This is a genomic window from Geotalea sp. SG265 (assembly GCF_022808985.1).
Taxonomy (GTDB): domain Bacteria; phylum Desulfobacterota; class Desulfuromonadia; order Geobacterales; family Geobacteraceae; genus Geotalea.
Genome location: NZ_JAKZFT010000012.1, coordinates 57,777 through 79,300, shown reverse-complemented (window position 1 = coordinate 79,300; position 21,524 = coordinate 57,777). Strand labels below are relative to the sequence as shown.

22 protein-coding genes, 1 tRNA gene and 1 pseudogene are annotated in these 21,524 nt (G+C 55.9%); 6 read left to right on the top strand and 18 right to left on the bottom strand.

Annotated elements, in window-relative coordinates:
- Positions 1-9: 9 nt before the first annotated feature.
- The 3 genes from ML541_RS13965 to ML541_RS13955 all read right to left on the bottom strand — a co-directional run bounded on the left by ML541_RS13965 (position 10) and on the right by ML541_RS13955 (position 1,280).
- On the bottom strand, positions 10-372 hold the full coding sequence (locus tag ML541_RS13965) for a hypothetical protein (RefSeq protein WP_243373737.1): 363 nt from the start codon (positions 370-372) through the stop codon (positions 10-12).
- 202 nt (positions 373-574) lie between these two features.
- Positions 575-650: transfer RNA gene (locus tag ML541_RS13960), tRNA-Phe, on the bottom strand.
- Between the two features lie 66 nt (positions 651-716).
- Positions 717-1,280, bottom strand: coding sequence for an elongation factor P (locus ML541_RS13955; RefSeq protein WP_243373736.1), 564 nt, complete (start codon positions 1,278-1,280; stop codon positions 717-719).
- Between the two features lie 88 nt (positions 1,281-1,368).
- On the opposite strand from ML541_RS13955, the gene yaaA reads away from it, so the two are divergent.
- Positions 1,369-1,566, top strand: a complete 198-nt coding sequence (gene yaaA, locus ML541_RS13950; protein WP_243373734.1) for a S4 domain-containing protein YaaA — start codon at positions 1,369-1,371, stop codon at positions 1,564-1,566.
- Between the two features lie 2 nt (positions 1,567-1,568).
- Here the strand turns inward: yaaA and ML541_RS13945 are convergent, their stop codons facing one another.
- Entirely contained in the window at positions 1,569-1,934 is a 366-nt protein-coding gene (locus ML541_RS13945; protein ID WP_243373732.1) for a translation initiation factor Sui1, read from the bottom strand.
- Positions 1,935-2,228: 294 nt separating this feature from the next.
- Between ML541_RS13945 and ML541_RS13940 the strand changes: the two genes are divergently transcribed.
- Both ML541_RS13940 and ML541_RS18990 read left to right on the top strand, forming a co-directional pair.
- A complete protein-coding gene (locus ML541_RS13940) occupies positions 2,229-3,599 on the top strand; it encodes a sensor histidine kinase (protein WP_243373730.1) in 1,371 nt (456 codons plus the stop codon).
- Between the two features lie 63 nt (positions 3,600-3,662).
- Positions 3,663-5,792 (top strand): annotated as a pseudogene (locus tag ML541_RS18990) (PAS domain S-box protein); the annotation flags it as partial.
- Positions 5,793-5,844: 52 nt separating this feature from the next.
- Here ML541_RS18990 and ML541_RS13930 read toward each other — a convergent pair.
- Positions 5,845-6,954, bottom strand: a complete 1,110-nt coding sequence (locus ML541_RS13930; protein WP_243373729.1) for an MBL fold metallo-hydrolase — start codon at positions 6,952-6,954, stop codon at positions 5,845-5,847.
- Positions 6,955-7,056: 102 nt separating this feature from the next.
- Between ML541_RS13930 and ML541_RS13925 the strand changes: the two genes are divergently transcribed.
- Entirely contained in the window at positions 7,057-7,389 is a 333-nt protein-coding gene (locus ML541_RS13925; RefSeq protein WP_243373728.1) for a cupin domain-containing protein, read from the top strand.
- A gap of 280 nt (positions 7,390-7,669) precedes the next feature.
- On the opposite strand, the gene hemB is transcribed toward ML541_RS13925, so the two are convergent.
- The 8 genes from hemB to ML541_RS13885 all read right to left on the bottom strand — a co-directional run bounded on the left by hemB (position 7,670) and on the right by ML541_RS13885 (position 16,554).
- Positions 7,670-8,683: a porphobilinogen synthase gene (gene hemB / locus ML541_RS13920; protein ID WP_243373727.1), complete on the bottom strand. Its 1,014-nt coding sequence runs from the start codon at positions 8,681-8,683 to the stop codon at positions 7,670-7,672.
- 339 nt (positions 8,684-9,022) lie between these two features.
- Positions 9,023-10,039 (bottom strand): GTPase ObgE, encoded by a 1,017-nt coding sequence (obgE, locus tag ML541_RS13915; protein ID WP_243373726.1) that lies wholly within the window; start codon positions 10,037-10,039, stop codon positions 9,023-9,025.
- 75 nt (positions 10,040-10,114) lie between these two features.
- A complete protein-coding gene (gene rpmA, locus ML541_RS13910; RefSeq protein ID WP_054698723.1) occupies positions 10,115-10,372 on the bottom strand; it encodes a 50S ribosomal protein L27 in 258 nt (85 codons plus the stop codon).
- A 53-nt stretch (positions 10,373-10,425) separates the two neighbouring features.
- The gene (rplU, locus tag ML541_RS13905) at positions 10,426-10,734 is read right to left on the bottom strand and encodes a 50S ribosomal protein L21 (RefSeq protein WP_243373725.1); all 309 of its coding nucleotides are present in this window, start codon (positions 10,732-10,734) and stop codon (positions 10,426-10,428) included.
- Between the two features lie 90 nt (positions 10,735-10,824).
- Positions 10,825-11,127, bottom strand: coding sequence for a Rieske (2Fe-2S) protein (locus ML541_RS13900; protein WP_243373724.1), 303 nt, complete (start codon positions 11,125-11,127; stop codon positions 10,825-10,827).
- A 55-nt stretch (positions 11,128-11,182) separates the two neighbouring features.
- Positions 11,183-12,367 carry a formate-dependent phosphoribosylglycinamide formyltransferase gene (purT, locus tag ML541_RS13895; protein ID WP_243373723.1) on the bottom strand — a complete coding sequence of 395 codons (1,185 nt, stop codon included), beginning with the start codon at positions 12,365-12,367 and terminating at the stop codon, positions 11,183-11,185.
- Positions 12,368-12,480: 113 nt separating this feature from the next.
- Positions 12,481-13,992 (bottom strand): Rne/Rng family ribonuclease, encoded by a 1,512-nt coding sequence (locus ML541_RS13890; RefSeq protein ID WP_243373721.1) that lies wholly within the window; start codon positions 13,990-13,992, stop codon positions 12,481-12,483.
- A 78-nt stretch (positions 13,993-14,070) separates the two neighbouring features.
- Complete coding sequence (locus tag ML541_RS13885; protein WP_243373719.1) at positions 14,071-16,554, bottom strand: TIGR03960 family B12-binding radical SAM protein; 2,484 nt, start codon at positions 16,552-16,554, stop codon at positions 14,071-14,073.
- 315 nt (positions 16,555-16,869) lie between these two features.
- Between ML541_RS13885 and ML541_RS13880 the strand changes: the two genes are divergently transcribed.
- Entirely contained in the window at positions 16,870-17,115 is a 246-nt protein-coding gene (locus tag ML541_RS13880) for a hypothetical protein (protein ID WP_243373718.1), read from the top strand.
- Between the two features lie 102 nt (positions 17,116-17,217).
- Here ML541_RS13880 and ML541_RS13875 read toward each other — a convergent pair whose 3' ends face one another.
- The 5 genes from ML541_RS13875 to ML541_RS13855 form a co-directional block, all read right to left on the bottom strand.
- On the bottom strand, positions 17,218-17,598 hold the full coding sequence (locus tag ML541_RS13875) for an exosortase system-associated protein, TIGR04073 family (protein ID WP_243373798.1): 381 nt from the start codon (positions 17,596-17,598) through the stop codon (positions 17,218-17,220).
- A gap of 2 nt (positions 17,599-17,600) precedes the next feature.
- Positions 17,601-18,005 (bottom strand): exosortase system-associated protein, TIGR04073 family, encoded by a 405-nt coding sequence (locus ML541_RS13870; RefSeq protein WP_243373717.1) that lies wholly within the window; start codon positions 18,003-18,005, stop codon positions 17,601-17,603.
- 152 nt (positions 18,006-18,157) lie between these two features.
- Complete coding sequence (locus ML541_RS13865; RefSeq protein WP_243373716.1) at positions 18,158-18,754, bottom strand: peroxiredoxin; 597 nt, start codon at positions 18,752-18,754, stop codon at positions 18,158-18,160.
- A 188-nt stretch (positions 18,755-18,942) separates the two neighbouring features.
- Positions 18,943-19,674: a 4Fe-4S binding protein gene (locus ML541_RS13860; protein ID WP_243373715.1), complete on the bottom strand. Its 732-nt coding sequence runs from the start codon at positions 19,672-19,674 to the stop codon at positions 18,943-18,945.
- Between the two features lie 11 nt (positions 19,675-19,685).
- Positions 19,686-20,048: a nitrous oxide-stimulated promoter family protein gene (locus ML541_RS13855; protein ID WP_243373714.1), complete on the bottom strand. Its 363-nt coding sequence runs from the start codon at positions 20,046-20,048 to the stop codon at positions 19,686-19,688.
- 110 nt (positions 20,049-20,158) lie between these two features.
- Here ML541_RS13855 and pcnB point away from each other — a divergent pair, with 110 nt between their 5' ends.
- Positions 20,159-21,523 (top strand): polynucleotide adenylyltransferase PcnB, encoded by a 1,365-nt coding sequence (pcnB, locus tag ML541_RS13850; RefSeq protein WP_243373713.1) that lies wholly within the window; start codon positions 20,159-20,161, stop codon positions 21,521-21,523.
- The last annotated feature ends 1 nt before the right edge of the window (position 21,524 follow it).

Below are 21,524 nucleotides of genomic sequence, written 5' to 3'. Positions count from 1 at the left end.
TAAGGCAGATCAGGCTTGGTTCTGAGGGGGGATAAACTTGGGAAGGTAGACTTCCGGCAAGAAGGTGAAAGGTTCGTGGAATTTCAGAGGTGCAACGAGTTGCAGACAGGCAATGGTCAAGGGTTGTGCCGGCAGCGGCGCATGGCACGCGCAATCGCAAGAGAGGCAATCGTCAGGATGGGAATGGTCGTCGGCAGGGCAGCATGGGCAGTCGTCGCCGGCAAGGTCGGGGAGAGAATCACCCTGTGTCCGATGCAAGCCGGCAGTGGATTGCGGTGCGTGGAAACCCAGGCATAAGTCGCCAAGCGACAGGATGACAACAACGGCCACCAGGCAGAGGGACAGATATTTTCGCACCAGGACTTGCGGCATATATCTCTTCTACAGAGAATTGGGATGGATGGGAACCGTAGCAGGAAGAGGTTTTAAAGTCAAGGAGGATGGGGTGCTGGGGCAAAGTGCTTTTGAGCCGGGAGAAGCAATGGCAGGTAAAGTTCTTATTAAAGTAATAATTACGCAAGTACAAAAGAAAAAGGCCTCGCGGTCGGTATCGCGAGGCCTTCTTGTTTTCAACTGGTGCCCAGGGACGGAATCGAACCGCCGACACGAGGATTTTCAGTCCTCTGCTCTACCGACTGAGCTACCTGGGCAAAAGGAACCCACTTTATAGCGGCTATTCCTTTCTTTGTCAATAAATTTTTCCCTGTGTGCCGGTTTTACGCCCTGGAAATGAAGCGGCCATCCCTGGTATCGACCTTCACCCTGTTGCCGGTCTCCAGGTAGGGGGGGACCTTTATCTTCAATCCCGTCTCCAGCAGGGCGTCCTTGGTTTCCGCGGTGGCGGTGGCGTTCTTGATCACCGGTGCGGTCTCGGTTACGGTCAATTCAACCGTCATGGGCAGTTCCACGTTTACCATCCGTCCCTCGAATAGCCCCAGGACCACTTCGGTGCCTTCAAGCAGGTACGGTTGCGTTGCCTCGAATGCTTCCGGATCCTGCTCGAACTGATCGTAGGTCTCCAGGTCCATGAAGATCCCCTTGTCGCCGTCGGCGTAAAGGAACTGCCCCTTGTGCCGCTCGTAATCGGCCTCGTCCACCTTGTCGCCCGAGCGGAAGGTCTTCTCCAGCACCTGACTGGTAATGAGGTTGCGGTACTTGGTCTTGACCATGGTGTTGGCACCGCGGGCGGAGGGGGACTGGAAGGTGACGTCCACTATGATGCAGGGGGCTCCATCCAACTGAATGACGAGCCCCTTTTTGAAATCTGATGTGGTAAACATGGCTATCTCCTTGAAAAATAATTGTCCATCTTTAGCAGAAAAAGGTGATAAATTCAACCCGCGACACAACGGTCCGATGGAGGATGAAATGAAGATAGATACGGAATACATCAAGCTTGACAGTTTTCTGAAGGCAGTCAATGCGGTTTCTTCGGGAGGGGAGGCCAAGATCATCATCAGCGAGGGGCTGGTTGAGGTCAACGGCGAGGTGGAGCAGCGGCGCGGCAGGAAACTGCGGCCCGGTGACCGCGTAACCCTGGAGGGGGCCTCGTACCAGGTGGAATAACGTTACCCACCTGCCCGCTTGACCTTGTAACCTTTCTTTTCCAGCTCCGCCAGCAGCAGTTCCCGGTGGTCTCCCTGGATCTCGATGACCCCATCCTTGACCGTGCCACCAGTGCCGCAACGGCGTTTCAATTCCCCGGAAATTGCTTTCAATGCGTTGTCATCTCCCGGAAGGCCGGTAATAACTGTCACAGTCTTGCCGCCACGCCCCTTTGTTTCCCGCTGGACTCGGACGATGCCGTCGCCGGGGCCTTTCAGCGCTTTCTTCCGACAAATGCATCCGCCGACCGCCTTGCCGCATTCGGGGCAGATCCGCCCCTGCTCCGATGAATATACCAGTCTTGAGTTTTTCTCTGATCCGTTTTGCATTCCTGCCTTGTAGCAAAAAAACGACCCGATTTCCACTACAACCGTCATGGCGCCCCGGGGGCCCTATTCGAGGAGCCGCACTTCCGCCCAGTGCAGCCATGGACACCATTTCTTTCTCCGACATTTTTGTATTGACACCCCCATTGCACGAGTCTATTTTGATGTAGAAAATTTAATCCTCTCTACCGGAGTGCGAATTGGTCTCCATCCCTTATCGGCAACATTGGGTAAAACCGCTTTCCTCCAGCTGACGCTGGTTGAAGCGGTTTTTTTTAACTTCCAGCCGAGGCACCGATGCATTGGTCCATTCACAACAAAATGGCTCTTTTCTTTTCCGCCATTGTCATGATCCTGATCATTATCAGTCTGACCTCCTACCGGAATGCCTTCAGGCTCTTCGATGCCAATCGCGACATCGTGCGTTCCTACGAGGTTCAGAAAGAGCTGGAAGCGATCCTTTCGGTAATGAAAGATGCCGAGACCGGCCAACGCGGTTTTATCATTACGGGGGACGAAAAATACCTGGCACCGTACCTGGCCGCTGAGGCATCCATTGCCGAAAGCCTTGCCAAGCTGGAGCAGCTGATATCCGCAAACCGGCCGCAACTGGAGTATTTCAACCAGCTGAAACCGATCATTGCCGCCAAGTTCGCGGAACTGGACAAAACCATCAAACTGCGCAAGACCACCGGTTTTGCCACAGCACAGCAAATGGTCCTTGTGGGAAGCGGCAAAGAAAGCATGGACCATATCCGCAGAGTAACCGAAAGAATGGAAAAGGCAGAAGCGGAGCTGCTGGAAAAAAGGATTTCCTGTTGGAAGCGACAAAACAGCATCACTATGATCACCATCATAGCCGGAACGCTCCTCTACCTGCTGCTTCTGGCCTCCGGTTTCTATGCCATCAACCGTTTTGTCAACGACCGTAAGGAGATCGAGGCAGAGATTCGGCACCTGAACGACGATCTGGAGCGGCGCGCCTCCATGCTGGAGCGGGCCAACCGCTCCTTGGAATCGTTCTGTTACTCGGTCTCCCATGATCTGCGGGCGCCGTTGCGGCACATAAATGCCTACAGCCAGCTGCTGCTGGAACAATACGGCCCTGTCCTGGACGATGAGGGGCGGACGTACCTGAACCGCCTCTGTTCCTCCAGTGTCAGCATGGGGACCCTCATCGAAAATCTTCTCGACCTGTCCATGGTGTCGCGCACGGAAATGAGGCGCGAGCAGGTGGACCTGACCAGCGTGGCACGCGCCATCGCCCACAACCTTCAGGTGCAGGCCCCTGAACGTGTTGTCCGCTTTTTTATAGAGGACGATCTTACCGCCTGGGGCGATTCGCGATTGTTGCGGAAAGCGCTGCTCAACCTGCTGGACAATGCCTGGAAGTACACCGCCAACAACCGGGAGGCCATCATCCGGTTCGGCTGCATGGAGCTCGATCGAGGCAGAACCTTTTTCATCGGCGATAACGGCATCGGATTCGACTCCGCCTTTGCCGGCAAGCTATTCGAAGCATTCCAGCGCCTTCACAAATCCGACAGTTTCGAGGGAACAGGAATCGGCCTCGCCGCAGTGAAGCAAATCGTCGAACGGCACGGTGGAGATGTCTGGGGAGAAGGCATGGTTAACGGTGGAGCGACTTTTTATTTCACCCTCGGCTGATTTTCCCATACACGTCACCGGCTCTTCCGTACGACAGTCATTGCCTGAAAGGAGACATCCGCTATGACCGAAATTCTGGAAATACTTGCCCAATTCGGCGGAGGAAAGGGTGGCGAACCGGGCAACGTCGTCGTGCGTTTTCTTCTGCCCACATTCTTCTGGGCCGTTCTTGCAGGGGTGGCATACCGGGAATTTCTGAGGAGCAGGAATAGCAAAGACCTCTGGGTCGGCATTGCTTCCACTCTGGGCATGGCGCGGGAAATGCTGATGTTCACCGCCGAATATGGTGCCTGGCGGCAAGTGGTACCTTTCGACTTCATGTACAACTATTACCCGCCCCTGGAACATGCCGCCACCATGATCTCGGGCCTTTTCATCGGCTACGCATTTCTCAACTACCAGCTGAACTCTCCGAATTTCTCACGCCCTTTCCTCGCATTCAGCACCTTCACGACCCTGGTGTTGTACCTGCTGACGACCTTCCAGTGGCCTGGCTTCCTGGCCGACCACCCAGGTATATCTTTCGGCCGATTTTGGGGCGACATGGCGTTCCGCTCTGCTGCAGCCATCTTTATGGGGATCGTCCTGGGGGCCTTCATATCTTCCGCAGCCCAGGGCAAACAGGTCTCAAAGGCACTGCTGTGTGGCTTCATCTTCCTGTTTTTCGACGAATTCCTGATGATCTTCAATATCATCAGCAATGAAAGGCATGTGGCTGTCTACGCCCCAATCCGGCACAATCTGCACATCTGGGCCATTCCGTTGTTTCTGGGGACTTACTTGGGAGACCTCAGCAGACGCATGGCTGAAGCCGAACGGATGGTAAAGAACATCTTCAACCTGAGCCCGGGGTTGCTGGGGCTGATCCGTTTCGACGGCACCTTCATCCTCGCCAGCCCGGCCTCCCGCCAGATTATCGGTGTACCTCCCGATGAACTCAAGGGGCGCCGGCTGACAGAATTCGGCTTTGAAACCCGGCAGGATGGCAATCTCTCCTTCATACCCGAAAACGGTGAGCTATTTCCCCTCTGTTTTGAAAAGAAATACGCGCCACCCCACCGCCCCGAGCGCTGGCTACAATGGCACCTCCAGCCGGCCCCCCAGGAAAGCATTCTCTACGTCATTGTCGCCGACGTCACCGAGCAGAAGATGGTTGCGGAAAATCTTCTGGATGAACGGAACAAGCTCGAAGCAATCCTATCCTGCCTCGGCGACGGTTTGACCATCCAGAATGCCGACCATAGAATCGTCTATCAAAACCAGATCCATAAGAAGCTTTATGGCGATCATCTGGGCGAATACTGCCATCGGGCATACGAAAAACAGCCCCAGGTTTGCCAGGATTGCCCGACAGCCATGGCGATCCGCGATCTGCAAGTACACAGCACCGTACGGTTGATCCAGCATGAAGGACAGGCCAAGCATGTGGAGATTACCGTCTCTCCACTGAAAGACGGCAGCGGCGCCGTTGTCGGGGCAATTGAAGCAGTACGCGACATTTCCGCACGCAAGGAAGCAGAAAGAGAGATCCTGCGGTTGAATTCCGAACTGGAACGGCGGGTGGCCGAGCGGACGGAGATGCTCGTCGAGGCCTGCCAGGAACTGGTATCCTTCAGTTATTCGGTTTCCCACGACCTGCGCTCGCCGCTGCGCACCATCTATGGCTATAGCCAACTCCTGCTCGACGACTGGGGGAAAAAGCTCGACGAACAGGGGCAGAAATACGTGGAGGTTATCATCAGCAGCGGCCGGCGCATGGAACAGATTATCGACGCCATGCTCGGTTTTTTCAGAATCAGCCAAAGCGAACTGCAGTACGAAGAGGTCAACCTGAGCGAACTTGCTACCGTTGTCACCGCCGAACTGCACATTACCCATCCTGAGAGAAAGGTCTCCTTCCTAATTAAGGAGGGAATGGCGGTTAAGGGGGACCCGAGGCTGATTCGCTCGGTTATTGAGAATCTCTTCGGCAATGCATGGAAATATACCGCCCAGGTCCCCGATGCACTAATCGAGTTTTTCAGTACGGATGAAGAGGATATCACGGTTTTCCATATCCGTGACAACGGGGCCGGCTTCAGCATGGCCCATGCCGATAAGTTATTCATTCCATTCCAGCGACTGCACAGCGAGCATGAATTCTCGGGAAACGGTGTCGGTCTTGCCATCGTCCAACGCATCATCCAGCGGCACGGCGGCAGGGTCTGGGCAGAAAGCGCTCCCGGCAAGGGAGCCTCCTTCTTTTTCACCCTCGGCTGTCAACAGGGCTCCACTCCGGCTGAGGAACCTCCCAGGCCGCAAGTGGACGGGGCGTCACTCGATCCGTTACTTTCAGCACGGTCACCCCTGGGGGCGCCATCAGTTGCCGGTATACAAGCCGACTCCGCTCCAGATATGCCTTCGATAGGTGCATGGGTAAAACAAAGCGGGGCCTGAGACGTTCGATGATGCAGTTCAGGTCCGCCGTGCAGAGGTGGTAGGAAGCACGTGCCTTGTCCCGGTCCTCGGCAATGAAGGAGCACTCGCAGACCAGCAGCGTGACCCCTCCCAGGAACCTCTCCATCCGGGCCAGATTTTCTTCGGTAAAACCCACATCGGTTACATAGCCTATGGAAGCAGGCCGCTGCCTCCGGCGAATGGAAGCATAAAGCCCATCCAGGTCGTGAACCTCCTCGGAAACGATCTCTCCCCCCTGTAGCCTCGCCACCCTTAACAGTCCGTCCCCACCTGCCCTGCCATAAAAATGCTTCTTCAACTGCCTGAGCCACTCCCCCTTTACCAGTCCGGCCGCGGCCATTTTTTCCTCGTCAATGGCAAACGATTCCCGCTCCGTTACTTTAAAGATCAGTGAGGGGATCTTGTGATCGCACGAAATTGCCTCCACCTTGAGCCATGGATTTTCATAGACCGCTTCGCCCTCCAGTGGCCGGCTTTGCGGCGGTTGACGCCGGAAGCCGCCGGCACCGGAAAAGGCCGTTGTGGCCCAGTGGCCGGCATGAATCTCGTGGACGCGAAAGGTACACCAGTAGGGCTCGGAAAGATTCCAGTCATAGCTTCGCAGCTTCGACTCCATCCGCTCGGTTATGCCGGGAGGGCCGAAGATGTCGACGCTTCTGGGGGAGACATGGTTGTGGCGGATGAAGGTATCCATGCCCATGAAGTGGTCCATATGGGCATGGCTGATGAAAATGGCATTGATGGATCTCAGCACACGCTTTGCCAGATGGTGAAGTTGCCCGCAATCGAAGAGCAGAGCCCTCCCCCACGGCCGGACATTGACCAGCAGCAAAGGGTCGTCCAGCAGGCCGGCGAAAAAGGTGGGCTCAAGGTAGCGGAACGGCAGACGTCGTTTCATGATGCAAATATAACATATCTTGACCTGCATCAATTGAATTCAATGGCACTGGGGCTAAGCTTGAAGTCAGCAGGAAAGGGAATTTTTCGAGAGGAGAAAGAGATGGGAGAGAAAAGAGAGGGATTGATCGGCAAGGCTCTGACCTTGAATGATTTGGTCGGCTACCAGGAAGGGACCGTGGTCAGCAGGACCCTGATCGACAAGCAGGTGGGAACCATCACGGTCTTTGCCTTCGACGAGGGGCAGGGACTGAGCGAACATACCGCCCCCTTCGACGCCTTCGTCCAGATACTCGACGGCGAGGCGGAGATCACCATAGCAGGGGAACCGCACAGGGTGAACGCCGGGCAGATGATCATCATGCCTGCCAACAAGCCCCATGCACTGAAGGGGATAGAGAGCTTCAAAATGCTGCTGGTGATGATCCGAGCGTAAGAGATGGATTCCATAGTGCTACAGATAAGGCCGGAGGCGGTGGAGGCTGGGGAATGCAGGGTGAGACTGAGCTGCGAGCGGACACTCGCCGTTAAGAATTCAGCGGACAAAAGCAGCATTAACTCTTATATCTTCGGCATTGAAGGCGTTGGAACAGGTCCGCAGCTCCGGCTCCCCCGGAATGGACAAGCCTCCACCGCCGTCTGCTGCCATTAGTGAAGACGGCAATAAAAAAGCCTGCGGTGCTCGCAGGCTTTTTCAGTTCCTTCTTTTACATTTTTTACGGGCAGCCACAGCGGCTTGCGCGATCTATTTCATACCCCTTGTGCAGGAGTTTGGCCACTTCCTTGGCGTGATAGGTAAGGATCAGATCGGCGCCGGCCCGCTTGAAGGACATCATCGTCTCCATAGTTACCCGGTCCTCGTCGATCCACCCCATTTGCGCCGCCGCCTTGATCATGCTGTATTCGCCGGAAACGTTGTACACAGCCACCGGCAGGTTGAACTGATTGCGCATCTCCCTGACGACGTCCAGATACGGCAGTCCCGGTTTGACCATGATGATGTCCGCACCCTCCTCCACGTCCATCTGGGCCTCGCGGAACGCCTCCAGGCGATTGGCCGGGTCCATTTGATAGGAGCGGCGGTCGCCGAACTGGGGAGTGGATTCTGCCGCTTCCCGGAATGGGCCGTAGTAGCCGGAGGCATACTTCACCGCGTAGCTCATGACCGGAATGTGCTTGTAGCCGTTATTATCCAGCGCCTCGCGGATGGCCATGACCCGACCGTCCATCATGTCCGAAGGGGCGACCATGTCGGCACCGGCCTGGGCATGGGAGAGCGCCTCCTTGGCCAGGAGTTCCAGAGTTTCGTCGTTGTCCACGTCGCCATCCTTGATGATGCCGCAGTGGCCGTGGTCGGTGTACTCGCACATGCAGACGTCGGTGATGACCGCCAGCTTGGGTACCTCTTTTTTCAGGGCGCGGATTGTCTCCTGGATGATGCCATGCTCGGCATAGGCGTCGCTTCCCACTGCATCCTTAGTTTCGGGAATGCCGAAGAGGATCACCGCCGGAACCCCCAGTTCATAGGCCTCCTGGGCTTCGGCGACGATATTTTCAATTGATTGCTGATAAATGCCCGGCATCGAAGAAATTTCCTTCTTGATCCCTTTGCCGAAGGCGGAAAACATGGGGTAGATCAGATCGTTGGTGGAGAGGGAGGTCTCGCGGACCATGTTGCGGAAGACTTCTTTGCCTCTGATGCGACGGGCACGGAATGTGGGATAGAACATGACTGTTTCTCCTTTATCAAGAATTGCCGCTCAATTTTTTGGTTCTTAAGAAATCCCAGGGACAGCAGTCGTGGCATCGGGAGTGAGCGACGAGCTACAGCGGCGAGCGGAAACCCGCCGCATGTTGAGCGAAGATGATCCGTCACTTTAAGCACCGTGCGCCATTACACGGGCGACACCGCAAGGTCTGCAGCTGTGGCGACAGAGCGAACGGACGATGTCGCGACTGCCTTAACGTCCTGGAGCTCCCGATGAACTAATTTTTCCTGAAGTATCAATCATACATCAACTGCCGCTGCTGCCGAAACCATTTTCCTAAAGGATGCGGCTAGCAGCAACTTACCATTCTTCTTCGACGCTTCCCCAGAGGTTGCGGGCTATTTCGTCCAGAAGCGCCGGGATTCCCTCACCGGTTGCCGCGGAAATGGGGAAGACCTTAAGCCCCCGCTCCTGGAAGTAGGGAAGCACCTTCGGCAGGTTCTCCTTGACCACCGGCAGATCGATCTTGTTGATGACAATGGTCTGTTTCTTTTCCGCCAATTCAGGGTTGAAAAGGGCCAGTTCCCGGTTGATCGCCTCGTATTCCCGCAGCGGGTCCCGGTCGGGCATCCAGGAAATATCCAGGATGTGGAGCAGATGGCCGGTGCGCTCCAGGTGCTTTAGGAAGCGGTGGCCAAGGCCTGCTCCCTCGTGGGCGCCCTCGATAAGACCGGGAATATCGGCCATGACAAAGGACTTATAGTTCTTGTAGGCAACGACGCCGAGGTTTGGTTTCAGTGTGGTGAAATGGTATTCGGCGATCTTCGGCCGTGCTGCCGAAACCTTGGTGATGAGGGAAGACTTGCCGACACTGGGCATGCCCAAAAGTCCCACGTCGGCCATCAGCTTCAGTTCCAGCCTGAACCAGCGCTCTTCTCCCGGTTCCCCCGGTTGGGCGAATTTGGGTGCCTTATGGGTGGCGGTGGCAAAACGGGCATTACCCTGGCCGCCGCGCCCGCCCTTGAGCAATACCAGCGATTGCCCCGGCTCGGTCAGGTCTGCCATGACCTCATCCGTTTCCGCATCCCTGATGACAGTCCCCACCGGCAACAGCAAGCGAAGATCATCACCATAGGCTCCATGCCGATCCTTGCCCATGCCGTTTTTGCCGCGTCCCGCCTTCTGGTGGGGATGCTGGCGCAAGTCGAGCAAGGTCGAGAGATTGGCGGATGCCTCGACGATAACGTCCCCCCCCTTGCCCCCGTCGCCACCGTCGGGTCCCCCGTAGGGAATAAATTTCTCTCGGCGGAAGGAAACGCAGCCCGCGCCGCCGTCACCGGACTTAACGTGTATTTTGACCTCGTCGATGAAACTCATGTTTTCCTCAAAGAAACAACAAAAGCCCGGAACCACTGGTTTCCAGGCTTTTGCAGGTTTGTATCAACTGCGCTTTTAGCTGGCGGGGTAAACGGAGACCTTTTTCCGGTCACGCCCCATCCGCTCGAACTTCACCACGCCCTCGATAAGGGCGAAGAGGGTGTAGTCCTTGCCAAGACCAACGTTGTTGCCAGGGTGGATCTTGGTGCCGTGCTGGCGATAGATGATGTTGCCGGCTTTGACGTGCTCGCCGCCAAATTTCTTGCAGCCAAGCCTTTGGCCGTCTGAATCGCGGCCGTTCCTGGAACTGCCGACGCCTTTCTTATGTGCCATTTTTCTACTCCTCCTGACGGCGCCACGGTTGCAGCCGCCGCTTAATCTATTTCCTAGGCGTTGATCTTCTCGATCTTGATGATGGTTCTGAGTTGACGGTGCCCGTTAAGTTTCCTGGAATCCTTCCGGCGCTTGGACTTGAAGACGAGGATCTTCTTGTCTTTGCCCTGCTCGACGATTTTGCCGACCACAGAGGCGCTGGGCACTAAAGGTGTTCCGATTGCAACCTTATCGCCGCCAACCATCAGGACTTCAGAGAGATTAACGGTATCGCCTACCGCACCCTCAAGTTTTTCGACTTTCAGAAAGTCGCCTTCGGAAACTTTGTATTGCTTCCCTCCGGTTCTCACTACTGCGTACATGTACTTCACCACCTTTATCGCAAGTTTTTACAAAGAGCAGTCATAGATAACGAAAAAAGTCCAGTAAGTCAAGGAGTTTTTTCGCCAGCGTTAACCGAGTTCCACCAGTATATCTTCACCCTCTACCTTGGTCGGATAAATTTTCAGAGTGTATTCTGGATATTCCGTGCAGGCACCGGTCTTCAGGTTGAAGTGATAACCGTGGCGTGGACAACTAATGCGCTCTCCATCTTTGACCAACCCACCCGCCATGGGCGCCCATTGATGGGGACACTCGTTGTCGCAGGCGTAGATGGTGCCTTTTGCATTGACCAGCAGGATTTCCCGTCCCTCTACCGTGACCACCTTCTTTTCCCACAGGGGCACTTCTGAAACTTTGGCAGCAAATACCATGGAGATCCTCCTAGCAACACTTTACGAAATTAATTTGCCACTTCGAGGAGATGTATCAGCCGGTTACAATCACTATCTTTACCGCATGGGCAGCCTCTTCCGCATGGCTGCGCGCCTCATCGGTATCCGCACCAAGGGAGAGAGCAACCCCCATGCGACGTCCGGGGCGGGTGTCCGGCTTGCCGAAGAGACGGATCTTCGTCTCCGGTACCGACAGCGCTTCGGAGAGCCCATCGAAGGCCACCTCCGCTGCCGCATCTTCAGCCAGGATAACATGGGACGCTGCCGGGGCAAGATTGACGATCTCCGGCACCGGCAGGCCGAGAATGGCCCGCACGTGCAGCTCGAACTCGGACATGTTCTGGGAGACCATGGTTACCATGCCCGTATCGTGGGGACGGGGCGAAACCTCGCTGAACCAGACCCGGTCCCCCTTGATGAAGAGTTCGACACCGAAGATGCCGTACCCTCCAAGGGCATCGGTGACCGCCTTGGCCTGACGCTCCGCCTCTGCCAACACCTGGGGAGTCATGGGCATGGGCTGCCACGACTCGTGGTAGTCCCCCTTGATCTGCACATGGCCGATGGGTGGGCAAAAGCGGGTGCCGCCGTTGTAACGCACCGTCAAGAGCGTGATCTCGTAATCAAAGGGGATGAATTCCTCGACAATGACCTTGTCCGAAGCTCCCCGCGCCCCTTCAATGGCATAGGTCCAGGCCTTCTCCAGTTCGACCGCATCCCGCACCACGCTCTGTCCTTTACCGGAGGAGCTCATGATCGGCTTCACCACGCATGGAAGGCCGATTTTTTCCACGCAGGCGCTGAATTCATCCATAGACGAGGCAAAGAGGTACTGGGCCGTCGGCAGCCGCAGCTCTTCGGCTGCGAGTCTCCTGATCCCCTCCCGGTTCATGGTCAGGTTGGCCGCACGGGCGGTGGGAATGACCGTAAATCCTTCCTTCTCCAACTCCAGCAGAAAAGGAGTATTAATTGCCTCGATCTCAGGAACTATGAAATGAGGGCGTTCCTGGCGAATGACCCGGGCCAGTTCGTCCCGGTCTAGCATGTTGATGACGTGGCTGCGATGAGCCACCTGCATGGCCGGTGCATCGGCATAGCGGTCCACGGCGATCACTTCCACCCCCAGCCGCTGGGCCTCGATGACCACTTCCTTGCCCAGCTCCCCCGACCCGAGCATCATGATTTTTGTTGCCGATTTTTTTAAAGGTGTTCCAATCATTTTTTATCCTTCTTAGGTTTTCCGGAAGCGTCGATTTTTAGTCAAGATCAAGGCGCCACGTCGCACAAGGAACCCTGACGGGCAACGAAGATATTGGCAAAAAGCGGCGCTTCCTAAGAGATGGCAATTTCGAATTGCTCCTGATGAAACCCCGGCTTCGCCCTCACCGTTATGCGCTTCTTGAAGTTCTTTTCCAGTTCCTCCAGACCGCGCCGCTCCTCGTCATAGAGCAGGTCCGCCACCTGCGGGTGGACGGTGAGGGTAATCTTGCTGCCGCGGATTTCCAGCATCTCCCGGCGCAGCTCCCGGAATATCTCATGACAGACGGTGGTCTTGGACTTGACGTAGCCCCTCCCCTCGCAGTAAGGGCAAGGCTCGCACATCATCCGACCGATGCTTTCCCGGACCCGCTTTCTCGTCATCTCCACCAGTCCCAGTTCGGAAATCTTGAGGATGTTGGTCTTGGATTTATCGCTCTTGACCGCCTCTTCCAGGGCGGTAAAGACCTTTTCCCGGTTCACCTCCCGCTCCATGTCGATGAAGTCGATGATGATGATACCCCCCAGGTTACGCAGCCGCAACTGGTAAGCGATCTCCTTCACCGCCTCCAGATTCGTCTTGAGGATGGTGTCTTCCAGGTTGTGCTTGCCGACGAAACGCCCGGTGTTGACGTCGATGGCGGTGAGCGCCTCGGTCTGCTCAATGATGATGTAGCCCCCGGACTTGAGCCAGACCTTGCGCCCCAGCGCCCGGCTGATCTCCACTTCCAGCCCGAAATGGTCGAAAATAGGCTCCTCTTCGTCATATAGTTCGATGGAATACTTCATCTTCGGCATGAAGGTGCTGATGAACTGGACTATCTTGTCGTGCTCCGGCTTTGAGTCGACGATAATCCGCTCCACCGACTCGGTGAGAATATCCCGCACCACCTTCTGGGTCACATCCAGATCGGAATGGATCAGGCAAGGGGCGTTGGCCTTCTCCTTGCGTTTGACCACCTCGTCCCAGAGCTTGATCAGGTAGTTCAGGTCTGAGACCAAATCCTCTTCACTTTTACCTTCGGATACGGTACGGACGATGAAGCCCCCCCCGGGAGGTTTGATCCGGTCGATGATCTCCTTCAGCCGCTCCCGCTCCGCCTCATCCTCGATACGGCGAGAGATGCCCACGTGATCCACGGTCGGCATATAAACCAGGTGCCTGCCGGGGAGGGAAATGTGGGCGGTGATGCGTGCACCCTTGGTACCGATCGGCTCCTTGGATATCTGCACCAGGAGTTCCTGCCCTTCCTGCAGAAGCTCTTCAATGGGATGGAGAGGATGCAGTACCGGCTCCTCCCCCTCCACAGGCTCATCCTTCTTGCCATTGCCTTCCATGAAGGCGTCGTATTCGTCCATGGCGTCAAAGACATCCGCAACATAGAGGAATGCCGCCTTCTCCAGACCGATGTCCACAAAAGCGGCCTGCATGCCGGGCAGAACGCGGATCACACGCCCTTTGTAGATATTGCCCACGATCCCCTTGACCCTGCTGCGCTCAATATAAAGTTCGGCAATAGTGCCGTTCTCGATGAGGGCGATGCGGGTTTCGTGGGAGGTGGTATTGATGACCAGCTCATTTCCCATGATAACCTCGTTTACTTTTGAATTTAAGGACCTATTTATATAAAAGTTGAAAAGTAATTTCGTTCATCAAGGAAACGATCAGGTGAACAGCACCTCAAGCTTTTCTATGGTTGCCCGGTTAAGCTGTTCCGGCAACTGACCGGTTATGGCGGCCACATATTCCATGGGCTTACCGCGACGGATATCCATGACCACTTCGTCCGTCGTTGCCGAGAGGTTTATCAACTCGTGCCGCAGGTCGAACTCCACCAGCTTGCCCTTTTTTTCCCGGCGATGGGGAAAGGAATCCAGGGCAAGGAAGCGGTCCGTCAGCTGCGGAAGCCTATGGACGGCGCCGGCAGGAAAGCGGACCCGGTAGCGGGTCCCTGTAATGATAACCGATAGGGAATCACTCTTCAACGGGATGAGCTGCGATTCCATGACCCGCACCCCTTCCGGCAGGACCTGGTTCAATGCTTCCATGAGCCGCTCAGCGCCAAAGCCCGCATCCACTTCCATGTCCATATATTCAGCCCACGATTCGACCCCCACCGAAAGGGCCGTGGCAAAGGAAAATTTCGGGTGGGGATGGAAACCTTGGGAATAGCGGATCGGGATACGCGCCCTTCCCACCGCCCTGATGAAAAGATTGAGCATCTCCAGATGGCTGAGAAACCGCATCCGGCCCACCTTCTGAAAGCGAAGCCTGATTCGTTCCACATCGGCGGTCTCGATCGGCCTCGCTCCCTCTCCGGCGGCGACGGCGGACGTTGGATCGTTAAGGCGCATGCGGATCTCCTCAAAGTCGCAGACTCCGCAGCCGGAACACGCGCCATGACGGCAGTCGGGGGTATAGATGCCACCCAGCGCCTTCTCTCGCTCGGCCAGCAGAAATTTCCTGCTGACGCCGCTGTCCAGGTGGTCCCATGGGAGTATCTCATCCAGTTCCCGCCTGCGATGATAGAAAAGGGGATCGATCCCTGCAGCGGCAAATGCTTGCTGCCAGCGGGCAAAACTGAAGTGTTCCCCCCAGCCGTCGAAACGGCAACCAAGGCGCCGTGCCTCCAGCAGGACCTTCCCCAGTCGCCGGTCCCCCCGGGCAAAGACCCCTTCCATGACCGTCAACGGAGCATCGTGCCACTTGAGGTTGAGCTTGCGCTTCTTCAACTCCTGGCGCAGGAACTGCTGCTTATCCAGGATCTCTTCGTAGCTGATCTGGGGCTCCCACTGGAAGGGGGTATTTGCCTTGGGAACGAAGCTGCTGACGGCCACATTGACCTCGCCGCCGTTGCCGGAGCGCTTACCCTGGAATTTCACTTGCCGGGCCAGTTCGGCGATCCTCAAGACATCCTCCATGGTCTCCGTCGGCAGGCCGATCATGAAGTAGAGCTTGATCAGCCGCCAGCCGGCGCCATAGACCTGCGATGCGGTCTCCAGCAGATCGGCCTCGGTGATTCCCTTGTTGATCACCTGGCGCAGCCTGTCGCTTCCCGCTTCCGGTGCAAGGGTGAACCCGGTCTTTCGCACCTTGTTGATCTCTGCCACCATCTCCGGCGTCAGGCTTCCCACCCGGAGTGATGGCAGCGAAACGGCAATCCGCTCCTCGGCGTAACGGTGCATCAGCCCCTGGAGCAATGGAGTAAGACAGCTGTAATCGCCGGCGGAAAGGGCAAGGAGCGATATTTCGTCGTAACCCGTGTTGCGCAGGGTCTCTTCGATTTTTTCCATGACCTGGGCCGGAGTCCGCTCCCGCAAGGGGCGATAGATGTAGCCGGCCTGACAGAAACGGCACCCCCGGGTACAGCCCCGGGCGATTTCCATGCTGACCCGGTCGTGCACCGTCTTCAGGAAAGGCACTACCGGAACAGTGGGAGAGGGCAGGGCATTGAGATCGGGAGCAATTCGCCTCCGCACCCTCTCATAGCCTGGCTTCAGAGAGGTGATGGTTGCCACACGCCCATCCGGGGCATGGGAAACCGAAAAAAAGGAGGGAATATAGACGCCATCGATCAGCGACAGCCGATGGAGCAGCTCATCCTTGGTGCCACCGCCATGCTTCCATTGGCGGTACGTTGCTGCGATCTCAAGAACAGCATCCTCTCCGTCTCCAAGGAGAAAAGCGTCAAAAAAGTCGGCCAGTGGCTCGGGGTTGCAGGCGCAGGGCCCGCCACCGAGGATCAGGGGAAATTTTGCCCCCCGTGCGGAAGCAAGCAGGGGAATGCCTGCCAACTCAAGCATGTTGAGGATATTACTGTAGGAAAGTTCGTACTGCAGGGTAAAACCGATGATGTCCGTGTTGCAAAGGGGGGTCGCCGTCTCGAGGGTAGCAAGGGGAATGTCGTCGGACCTGAGATGCTCCTCCATATCGGGCCAGGGTGCATAAACCCGCTCAGCAGCTACCCACGGCTCCCCATTGAGGATATTGTAAAGAATGCGCAGCCCCAGATGGCTCATTCCCACTTCATAGACATCCGGAAAAGCAAGGACGAACCTGACCTCTGCGTCGGGTCGGGTAACGGCCCCCATTTCACCACCCATGTAACGGGCAGGTTTTTCAACCGAAAGCAAGAAATCTCTCTGCAAAAATCCTCCAGGCAAGCATTTGTCCATGTCTTGCCTCATAAACATAAATGGTCATGGCGGAAGCTTGCCGCCACGACCGGCACGCATAATATCAAATTTATTCAATACCTTGCAAGGGATATCCAGAGAGGACAGATTAACCGCACCACATACCCCAAATAAGGCATACTTCTGACTATTTCGGGTTAACATTTTGCCACCCCTGAAGGCAAATGCAACAAGCCACTGTGTTTTCAACAGGTTAGACCAGCTGAAAAATTTGGCATGCTCCCTGCTATAGGTAAAAACATCTTATATCTTCAAAGGAGAATCACCATGAAAAAAGTTCTGTCCTCTGTTGTTGCTGCACTCGTTGCCGTTGCTTTCGCTGGCGTTGTTTTCGCTGCTGAGCCTGCAAAAACCGAAGCTCCTGCTGCTGCCGCTCCTGCTGCTGGCGAAGTGAAAGAAGTTAAAAAACCTGCTAAGAAGAAAGCTGCTAAGAAGAAAAAAGCTGCTAAGAAAGCTGCTGAGAAGAAAGAAGAAGCACCTGCGGCTGCTCCTGCTGCTCCTGCTGCAAAGTAATTTCCCTTTAAGGAAATTGAAAAGCCGCATCCTTCGGGATGCGGCTTTTTTTATTACTGAATGCAGCGTTGACTGTTGAGCCCGCCGGTCCCTTCGGCCTGGCTACTCCTTCTGCCAGACGTAAGCCGGGTCGAAGTACGGGTCGTAAAAGCCAGGATACGGAATAAAAAAAGTAACCGTCTCCAGAAGGCCCGATGCCGTTCTCACCAGTGTCATTCCCACGCCCTTAAGCGGACCGACAAGCAGCCCCTTGGCAATGCCGTCGTCCTTGGCAGTCAAATAGATCTGCTTGGGAAACTCGCCCCATCCTGTCGCCGTATTGGCCAAGCCGCGCGCGGCCTTGCTTGCCATGGCATCAACCACTTCCTGGGGGCCGGCATTCTCAACCGTCCGGTAATCATCGGCTCCGGCCGGAGGGGCAGTTACCGCAAGGAGCCAGATCAAAACCGTCGCTGCAATAAGGAAGCTTCCCCTTTGTGGCATGCTCATTCTCCCTCTTCCACAGGTTCGGTCTCTTTGATGACAACCAGTTCCGGCCGTTTTTCCCAACCTTGCCAGACATATTCAGGATTTACCATCGGGTCGTAATATCCCGGCTGTGGCACCATGAAAAATACGGTCTCCACCGCACCCAGCAGTGTCCGATACAAGGCCATCGCCCCCCCTTTGATCGGTCCCACCACATAGCCGATCTTCCCCCGATCACGTACGGTCAGGTAGGACTGTTTCGGGATCTCCACCACCCCGGTCACCACATTGGTGAGTCCTCGCACCAGCTTGAAGGACATTTTTTCGGCGATGGCTTCGGGTTGCTGCGCCTCCTGGGCGAAGGAAGGTACAGTGAAAACAAAGAGCAGTAAAAGCGGTAAACCTGCAACAACGATACGCATGGCGATGCTCCTTTTCCCATCATTATGCTTGCAGATTTTATCCTTTTAACATAAATACCCCCCACTGGCAAGGTCAGCATTTCCAGGCAGAATGCAGAACGGCGCGGAAAATAGATTTCCGCGCCGCGGTTGTGGTGCCCATATCCGCCTTCTCAGCCATGCTTTGCCAGGTATGCAGCAACCCCTTCGCTCGATGCCGTCATTGCTTCATCTCCTTCCTGCCAGTTGGCTGGGCACACCTCATCACCGTGGGTTTCCACAAACTGCAAAGCACCGACCATACGCAGGGCCTCGTTGACGCTGCGCCCCAGAGGCAAATCGTTGATCACCGCGTGGCGCACCTTACCGTTAGGATCGATGAGAAACAGACCGCGCAGGGCAACCGAATCGTTGAAGAGGATTCCGTAGGACCGGGCGATGGACTTGTTCAGATCCTGAACCAGAGGGTATTGAATTTTACCGATCCCTCCATTCTCCAGAGGTGTATTTTTCCAAGCCAGGTGGGTGTACTTGGAATCGACCGATACGCCGATCACCTCGCAGTTTTTCCCCTTGAAGTCAGGTAACCGCTTATTAAAGGCAAGTATTTCCGAGGGGCAGACAAAAGTGAAATCGAGCGGGTAGAAAAAGAGAATGACATACTTGCCGTGATAGGCCGACAGCTTGATTTCGGCAAAGGTGTTGTCGGGCATAACTGCCTCAGCGGTAAAGTCAGGGGCATCCTGGGTAACCAGCGTGCAAATGCTCATGGTTTTCTCCTTTTGTATGGCAATCAATTGAATCTGTCTGAAAAATACCAGCGCCGCCCCCCGTTGTCAATGCAAAAAAAGACAAAAACAATCCTTTTTATCCTTTTAGCAAACCTACTGGTTTTCTTAGAAAAAAAGCCGAGCCTAAACTTAGGCCCGGCCCCATCACCCCAATGTCTAATTCCCGATTAAGGCTCCAACACCTGCCCGCGAATGCCGATGGTAACCTCTTTGAAAGGAATGTCCTTGCCCGAGGCTGCCAAAGCCTGGCGGGCCGCCATGACGATGCCGCCGCAACAGGGAACCTCCATGCGCAATACCGTAATGGACCGGATTGCGGACATGGTGAAGAGCTCGGTAAGCTTGTCCCGGTAATGCTGGTTGTCGTCCAGCTTCGGACAGCCCACCACCACGGCTTTGCCGGCTAGAAAATCCCGGTGATACTCTGCGTAGGCGAAGGGGACGCAATCCGCAGTGATAAGGAGGTCCGCATCCTGAAAATATGGGGCCGTCGTCGGGACCAGGTTCAGCTGTACCGGCCACTGGCGAAGCTGGCTGGGTGCACGTTCCACGGTATCGCCGGAGCCCTTTGCAGGGGAAGGGGCAAATGACATGGCGCGTGAGCCTGGGCAGCCCCCGTGATGACCGCCATGGGTCTGGGCAATTGCCTGCTTTTCCACAGCCTTCTTCAGGTGTTTTTCCACTGCGGCCTCATCGAATTCCTCCGCCTCTCGTTCGATGATGGCTATGGCATGCTGGGGGCAGTCACCCAGGCAGGCACCCAGCCCGTCGCAAAGATTGTCCGCCGACAGGACAGCCTTGCCGTCGATAATCCGTATCGCCCCTTCGGCACAGGCAGGGACACAGAGTCCGCAGCCGTTGCATTTCTCACGGTCTATCTGTACAATTTTTCTGATCATTCTGTCTCCTTCTAGAATAGGTAGTGCCACAACAGGTCGAGCCTGCCGCGCATGATCATCCGCCTGCCGGAAAAGGCCATGACTTCCCTGATTCTGGCCCGGTATTCCTTGCTGTAGCAATGGATCGGGCACTTCTTGCAGGATGGTTTCGGGTCGAGCGGGCATCGGCGCCGCTTGTCCAGCGCATGGGCAACAAGGGAGGCACACTCGCCGCAAAGATGAATATCCTTTTTAAAAATCAGGCCGGGTTCCGCCGGTAATGGGGTGAGACCCGGTCCATTCCTCTTTTCGCCGTGCCTGGCACGGCAGTAAATATCGACGAATGTTACCAGAACCTTCAGGTCCTTCTTCTGCTTTTCCGTGAACTGTTTCATGGCCCCCATCATACCGGCTGCAGGTGTGGACAGCATATGACCAAAGTCAAATAATCACCTTTTCCTGGCGCTTTGCCTTTCTCGGCCAGATGTGGTAGGGTACTAGCCATATGGAACCACTCAAGCCGCTGATAATTCCCCGTGCAGACCACACCATTTCTCGCCGTTCCCTTAGTCCCAACGCTGTCAGAGTCCTCTACCGCCTCAAAGACAACGGCTTTACTGCCTACCTTGTCGGAGGAGGAGTGCGCGACCTATTGCTGGGAAGGGAACCGAAGGATTTCGATATTGTCACCAATGCAACACCAGTGCAAATCAAGAAAATGTTCCGCAACTGCCGCCTGATCGGCAGGCGTTTTCGGCTCGCCCACCTGCATTTCCACGACGAGATTGTCGAAGTGGCCACGTTCCGTTCTGCACGGCTTGATGATATGCCTGCCGATGAATCGCTGTCCATGGACCAGCCGGAGGGACGCACTTCGACCAGCGATGTGCCGCGCCTGCTGAAAAGTGAGGACGGCATGGTCCTGCGGGACAACATCTTCGGCACCCCTGAGGAAGATGCCGTCAGGAGAGATTTCACCGTCAATGCCCTGGCCTATAATATCAGCGATTTTTCCCTCATCGATTATGTGGGAGGGCTGGAGGATCTGCAGCGGGGGGTGATCAGAACCATCGGCGACCCGGCAGTACGCTTCGTCGAAGACCCTGTAAGGATGATCCGAGCCGTGCGCTTTGCCGCCATGCTCGGCTTCAGCATCGAAGGCACCACCTGGCACACCATTCTCGAACTGGGTGCCACGGTCACCAAGGCCTCTCCCCCGCGACTCTACGAAGAAGTTCTCAAATTGCTCCTGCTGGGAGCGGCTGAGCGGACTTACCAGCTTCTGCGGCAAAGCGGTATTTTTGCCGCCCTCTTCCCCCATTTCAGCCGGTGGCTCGACCGGGAGAGCGACGGCTTCCCCCATACCTGGGTGGGCAAGGCACTGGACCACGTGGACGTCCTGCTGCAGAATGGAGAAAAAGTGCAGCCGCCGCTGCTTTTTGCCCTGATGTTCGGCCAGTACCTGCAGGAAAAGGCGGATCGCTTTCGCAAGGAGGGGCTGCCCGCCCATCCTGCGGTCAATGCGGCTGTCGCCGAATTCATGGGAGAAGTCTCCCCTACTGTGCAATTTCCCAACCGGGTCGCCATCCTCATGCGCGACATCCTGACCAGCCAATACCGGCTGCGCAAGATTCCCGGGCGCCACCCCGAAACCTTCGCCACCCGCCATGGCTTTGCCGAAGCACTGGCCTATTTGCGCTTTATGGCAAACGTCACCGGTGAAGATGCCAAGATCGTGAATTGGTGGGAAAAATTCCGGCTGGAACCACAACCGGAAATCCAGCAGGAAGGGGAGCCCCGGCAAAAGCGCCGGCGGCGCCGGAAACGCAGAAAAAAACCCTCCCAAGACCACAGCGAAGGAGTCGATTAGC

Coding starts and splice junctions, on each gene's coding strand:
- ML541_RS13940 (WP_243373730.1), top strand. CDS start 2,229: ATGCATTGGTCCATTCACAACAAAATGGCTCTTTTCTTTTCCGCCATT.
- yaaA (WP_243373734.1), top strand. CDS start 1,369: ATGAAGATAGATACGGAATACATCAAGCTTGACAGTTTTCTGAAGGCA.
- ML541_RS13870 (WP_243373717.1), bottom strand. CDS start 18,005: ATGCGTATCGTTGTTGCAGGTTTACCGCTTTTACTGCTCTTTGTTTTC.
- ML541_RS13955 (WP_243373736.1), bottom strand. CDS start 1,280: ATGTTTACCACATCAGATTTCAAAAAGGGGCTCGTCATTCAGTTGGAT.
- ML541_RS13925 (WP_243373728.1), top strand. CDS start 7,057: ATGGGAGAGAAAAGAGAGGGATTGATCGGCAAGGCTCTGACCTTGAAT.
- ML541_RS13865 (WP_243373716.1), bottom strand. CDS start 18,754: ATGAGCATTTGCACGCTGGTTACCCAGGATGCCCCTGACTTTACCGCT.
- ML541_RS13945 (WP_243373732.1), bottom strand. CDS start 1,934: ATGCAAAACGGATCAGAGAAAAACTCAAGACTGGTATATTCATCGGAG.
- purT (WP_243373723.1), bottom strand. CDS start 12,367: ATGATTGGAACACCTTTAAAAAAATCGGCAACAAAAATCATGATGCTC.
- rplU (WP_243373725.1), bottom strand. CDS start 10,734: ATGTACGCAGTAGTGAGAACCGGAGGGAAGCAATACAAAGTTTCCGAA.
- obgE (WP_243373726.1), bottom strand. CDS start 10,039: ATGAGTTTCATCGACGAGGTCAAAATACACGTTAAGTCCGGTGACGGC.
- ML541_RS13855 (WP_243373714.1), bottom strand. CDS start 20,048: ATGAAACAGTTCACGGAAAAGCAGAAGAAGGACCTGAAGGTTCTGGTA.
- ML541_RS13860 (WP_243373715.1), bottom strand. CDS start 19,674: ATGATCAGAAAAATTGTACAGATAGACCGTGAGAAATGCAACGGCTGC.
- ML541_RS13930 (WP_243373729.1), bottom strand. CDS start 6,954: ATGAAACGACGTCTGCCGTTCCGCTACCTTGAGCCCACCTTTTTCGCC.
- ML541_RS13965 (WP_243373737.1), bottom strand. CDS start 372: ATGCCGCAAGTCCTGGTGCGAAAATATCTGTCCCTCTGCCTGGTGGCC.
- ML541_RS13875 (WP_243373798.1), bottom strand. CDS start 17,598: ATGCCACAAAGGGGAAGCTTCCTTATTGCAGCGACGGTTTTGATCTGG.
- ML541_RS13890 (WP_243373721.1), bottom strand. CDS start 13,992: ATGGGAAATGAGCTGGTCATCAATACCACCTCCCACGAAACCCGCATC.
- ML541_RS13880 (WP_243373718.1), top strand. CDS start 16,870: ATGAAAAAAGTTCTGTCCTCTGTTGTTGCTGCACTCGTTGCCGTTGCT.
- hemB (WP_243373727.1), bottom strand. CDS start 8,683: ATGTTCTATCCCACATTCCGTGCCCGTCGCATCAGAGGCAAAGAAGTC.
- pcnB (WP_243373713.1), top strand. CDS start 20,159: ATGGAACCACTCAAGCCGCTGATAATTCCCCGTGCAGACCACACCATT.
- ML541_RS13900 (WP_243373724.1), bottom strand. CDS start 11,127: ATGGTATTTGCTGCCAAAGTTTCAGAAGTGCCCCTGTGGGAAAAGAAG.
- rpmA (WP_054698723.1), bottom strand. CDS start 10,372: ATGGCACATAAGAAAGGCGTCGGCAGTTCCAGGAACGGCCGCGATTCA.